Annotated in this window: 4 protein-coding genes; 3 read left to right on the top strand and 1 reads right to left on the bottom strand. The window is 59.5% G+C overall.

All coding sequences use genetic code 11. The annotated features are described in order from the left end of the window. From GJV78_RS22430 to GJV78_RS22420, 3 genes are all read left to right on the top strand, one after another. The coding region (locus tag GJV78_RS22430; RefSeq protein WP_209439281.1) for a class I SAM-dependent methyltransferase family protein at positions 1–1,161 on the top strand (1,161 nt) is incomplete at its 5' end. Further along, positions 1,158–2,444: a phosphatase PAP2/dual specificity phosphatase family protein gene (locus GJV78_RS22425; protein WP_155110272.1), complete on the top strand. Its 1,287-nt coding sequence runs from the start codon at positions 1,158–1,160 to the stop codon at positions 2,442–2,444. The genes GJV78_RS22430 and GJV78_RS22425, both read left to right, overlap by 4 nt. Then, positions 2,420–2,827 (top strand): hypothetical protein, encoded by a 408-nt coding sequence (locus GJV78_RS22420; protein ID WP_155110271.1) that lies wholly within the window; start codon positions 2,420–2,422, stop codon positions 2,825–2,827. Before GJV78_RS22425 ends, GJV78_RS22420 begins: the two co-directional genes overlap by 25 nt. Positions 2,828–3,208: 381 nt before the next feature. On the opposite strand, the gene GJV78_RS23875 is transcribed toward GJV78_RS22420, so the two are convergent. Beyond that, positions 3,209–3,844 (bottom strand): hypothetical protein (locus GJV78_RS23875; RefSeq protein ID WP_230979224.1); only part of this gene is annotated, 636 nt, incomplete at its 5' end.

Here is a 3,844-nt window from a genome sequence, read left to right as displayed (position 1 = left end):
TTATCTCACGGAAATGGGCGCATTTATCGCGCGGCGCATCACGACGCCGGTGCTATCACGCTGCCCACCCAGCTGCTGGTGTCCGGGGAAGACTACGTGGTGCATCGCCAGCCGCAGCTTGAGTTCTATCAGCGGCTGCGCAGCCCGCTTAAGGAGCTGCACGTGCTGCCGGGCTTTTACCACGACACCCTGGGGGAAAAGGAGCGGCAGCTGGCGTTTGATAAGATGCGCGGCTTTATCGACACCCTGTACGGCCAGCCGCCCCGGCGCTTTGACTACGCCCATGAGGATCGCTGGAGTCCGGGAGCGGATAGCTGGCGGCTGCTGAACGGCGGCCCGGCACCGTTTTCCCTCGATGACCTTGGGTATCGCGCCCTGCGCTACGGCATGAAAGCGCTGGGAACTCAGTCGACGGGCGTGCGGCTGGGGTTTGAAACCGGCTTCGACTCCGGCAGTACACTGGATTATGTTTACCGCAACCAGCCCCAGGGCAGCAGCGCGCTCGGACGGTTGATTGACAAAAACTATCTTAACAGCGTCGGCTGGAAGGGGATTCGCCAGCGTAAGGTTCATCTGCAGACGCTGATCCAGCAGGCCGTCGTCCGGCTTACGCAACAGGGTACGCCGGTGCGGGTTGTGGATATTGCCGCCGGACATGGTCGCTATGTGCTGGATGCGCTGGAAGGGGACGCAGCGGTGGAGACGATTTTGCTGCGCGACTACAGCGAGCTGAACGTGACGAAAGGTCAGGAGATGATCGCCAGTCGCGGCATGGCGGACCGGGCGCGCTTCGAGCGGGGAGATGCGTTTAACCGCGGCGAGCTGGCATCGCTGACGCCGAACCCAACGCTGGGGATCGTCTCCGGGCTGTATGAACTGTTTCCTGACAACGGACCGGTGCGTGACTCGCTGGCCGGACTGGCGGAGGCCATCGCACCGGGCGGCGTACTGATCTATACCGGGCAGCCCTGGCACCCGCAGCTGAAAACCATCGCCTGGTCGCTGACCAGCCATAAGGACGGCAAGGCGTGGGTGATGCGCGTGCGCACCCAGGGGGAAATGGACGCGCTGGTCCGCGAGGCCGGGTTTGATAAGTGTGCCCAGCTGATTGACGAGTGGGGAATTTTCACCGTCTCCCTGGCGGTGCGTCGCGCCTCATGAGCGAGCGTCGCACGCTGTTTTTACAGGGCGTCGGCTGGCTGCTGCTGCTCGCCCCCTTTTTTTTCCTTACCTACGGCCAGGTTAACCAGTTTACCGCCGGGCGGGAAGGGACAGGCAGCGTGGTGTTTGGCTGGGAGCGGTATATCCCGTTTCTGCCGCTGACGATCCTTCCCTACTGGAGCCTGGATTTGCTGTACGGCCTGTCGCTGTTGGTCTGCACTACCCGTGGCGAACAGCGGCGGCTGGTATGCCGTCTGGTACTGGCTTCGCTTGTAGCCTGCGCCGGTTTTCTGCTGTTTCCGCTGCGTTTTTCCTTCGTCAGGCCGGAGGTTCACGGCGCTGCGGGCTGGCTTTTCGCGCAGCTTGAACAGTTTGATCTGCCTTATAACCAGTCGCCCTCGCTGCATATCATCCTCTGCTGGCTGCTGTGGCGTCATTTCAGCCAGCATCTGACCGGCGTCTGGCGCAGGCTGAACGGCGGCTGGTTTCTGCTGATCGCGCTCTCGGTGCTGACCACCTGGCAGCACCACGTCATCGACGTGATTACCGGGCTGGCCGCCGGAATGTTTATTGACTGGCTGATACCGATGGAGAAGGAGCCGCGACCGCTACGGGCCGACGCCAGGCGTCGGGCGCTGGCCGGGCGCTACCTGTGCGGTGGGCTGGTTTGCACTGCGGCGGCGCTGTGCTGGCCGTGGCTGGCGTGGCCCGCTCTGGCGCTGATGATGGTCGCGCTGGCCTATGGAGTGCGCGGCGTCGGGGCGCTGCAAAAGGATGTCAGCGGGCGGCTGTCGCCCGCCGTCCGCTGGCTGCTGCTGCCCTGGCGTCTGGGTATGTCCCTGTCTATGCGCCTCTATACCCGACGGCTGCCCGTCGTCAGCCCGCTGGCCGAAGGCGTCTCTCTGGGAAGCTACCCGCTGCGTCCACCCGAACAGCGCGCGGTGGTGGATCTGACCAGCGAGTTTCCCCGGGCCAGAGCGACGCGCCGCGCCGCCTGGTGCGGCGTCCCGATGCTGGATCTTGTGGTTCCGGAAATGGCGCAGCTGAAGCAGGCGGTGGAGAGCGTTGAACGGCTGCGGCGCGAGTACGGCAGCGTGCTGATCCACTGTGCGCTGGGGCTTTCGCGCAGCGCGCTGGTGGCCGCCGCCTGGCTGCTGCGGCGTAATCCGCAGCTGAACGTTCAGGAGGCGGTGGCGCAGGTGTGCAGGGCGCGTTCTCAGGCGGTCTTTACCGCAGAACATCTGGAGCTGCTTCAACAATGGAAAACAGAAGTGACAACGTAACTGAAAGCGATGATTTGCCGCTGCGCCTGCTGCGACAGACCCTGGCCAGCTGGCGCTTTATCCTGCTCTTTATTGCACCGCCGATGGCCTGGACCCTGCTGACCGTAGCGCCAGGCCCGGCGCGTGCGCTTATCGCGCTCTGGTGCGGCGCGGCTGGATTCGGCTGCTGGCGGCTGTGGCTTGATGCGCGCTACTTCGCGCTGATCGATGAACAGAACAACCGGCGGGCGGGCGAGGCGCTGGCGGAGATCTGGCAGCGTGAGCAGCTGGCGTCGCTGAGCCTGACGCAGCGACAGCAGGGGGCGTTAAGGCAACTGCGGCGCACGATGTACGCGACGGCGGCGCTGTGGCTGACGTGGCTGGCGATGCTCTGGCTGTCATAAACGGCCGCCTGGCGGGTAGCTGGCTGTATTGCCGGAAACCAGAAGTCGTATCAGGGGGCAGTTTGAGTAATAAAAATTATCGTACCCTATGGCTGTTTCCTGATCCTGTTGTCGTTAGCTGGCTTCAGCCGTCGAAGTTTACCGGTATCCGGTTGCATTCCTGTATAATCGTCAGTCAAATTGATGTGTTCCCAGCCTAACGGCGACAAATACGGCAGCAGCTGCTCGACGCCTGAGAGCGTCGAGCGCTCATTCAATATAACCCCAGTGGAGGTGAGGCTGAAAAATGTGGCATTTTATATAACTAGCGAATTCGGAGGCCGACGTTGTAAAAAGGATCTCCTTGAGATCCTTGTGCGAATATAACTATCGCCTACAAACCTACCTCATCAAAAGCAATTTTTTATAATCTGGATATATATAGGGGGCCTTTCCAGTACTACCATCTGGATAGGTTACGTTAAGATCTCCAGGAGGGGGATTAGGGGGGGTTATAGTCACAATTTTATTTAAGTGAACAACCGGATTTATATGTATTTTGTTGACGTTGGAAACACGATAATACCGATTCCACTGCTCATAGCGAATATCTCCGCCAAACAATTTAATAGAGATCTTTCCATCCAGGTGATGGGTAATGACAGGAAAGAAATCTGTAGCTAAATGCAAATTACCGCTAATCTCTCTTGGCTTCCCCTTCCCAAACGCATTACTGTAGCCCTCATCATCAAAATCAAAGACATAATTTGCAGCAATATCGTCTTTTCCTTGAACCAGCGCTGAAGATTTAGCTAGCTGTATTCCGACCCTGATACCACTAAGCGTCCAGCTACACTTTGTTCCGCCGTCAAGGGCGATGCGGGCTTTGCGAACACCGTTACTATCGGCTGGACTGAGATCCATTTGTCTGGGATTCAGCCCCCTTTCCGTACTCACATGCGACTCAGTGGTCGGATCATAAACTTTTCGTCGGCATGTCTCTGAGCGGTAAAGCACATCCAGCGGTAACGCTTCCGT

This window comes from Intestinirhabdus alba (assembly GCF_009711095.1).
GTDB lineage: Bacteria > Pseudomonadota > Gammaproteobacteria > Enterobacterales > Enterobacteriaceae > Intestinirhabdus > Intestinirhabdus alba.
Note: the sequence above shows the minus strand (reverse complement) of the source record. Positions and strands in the feature narration are given on the sequence as shown.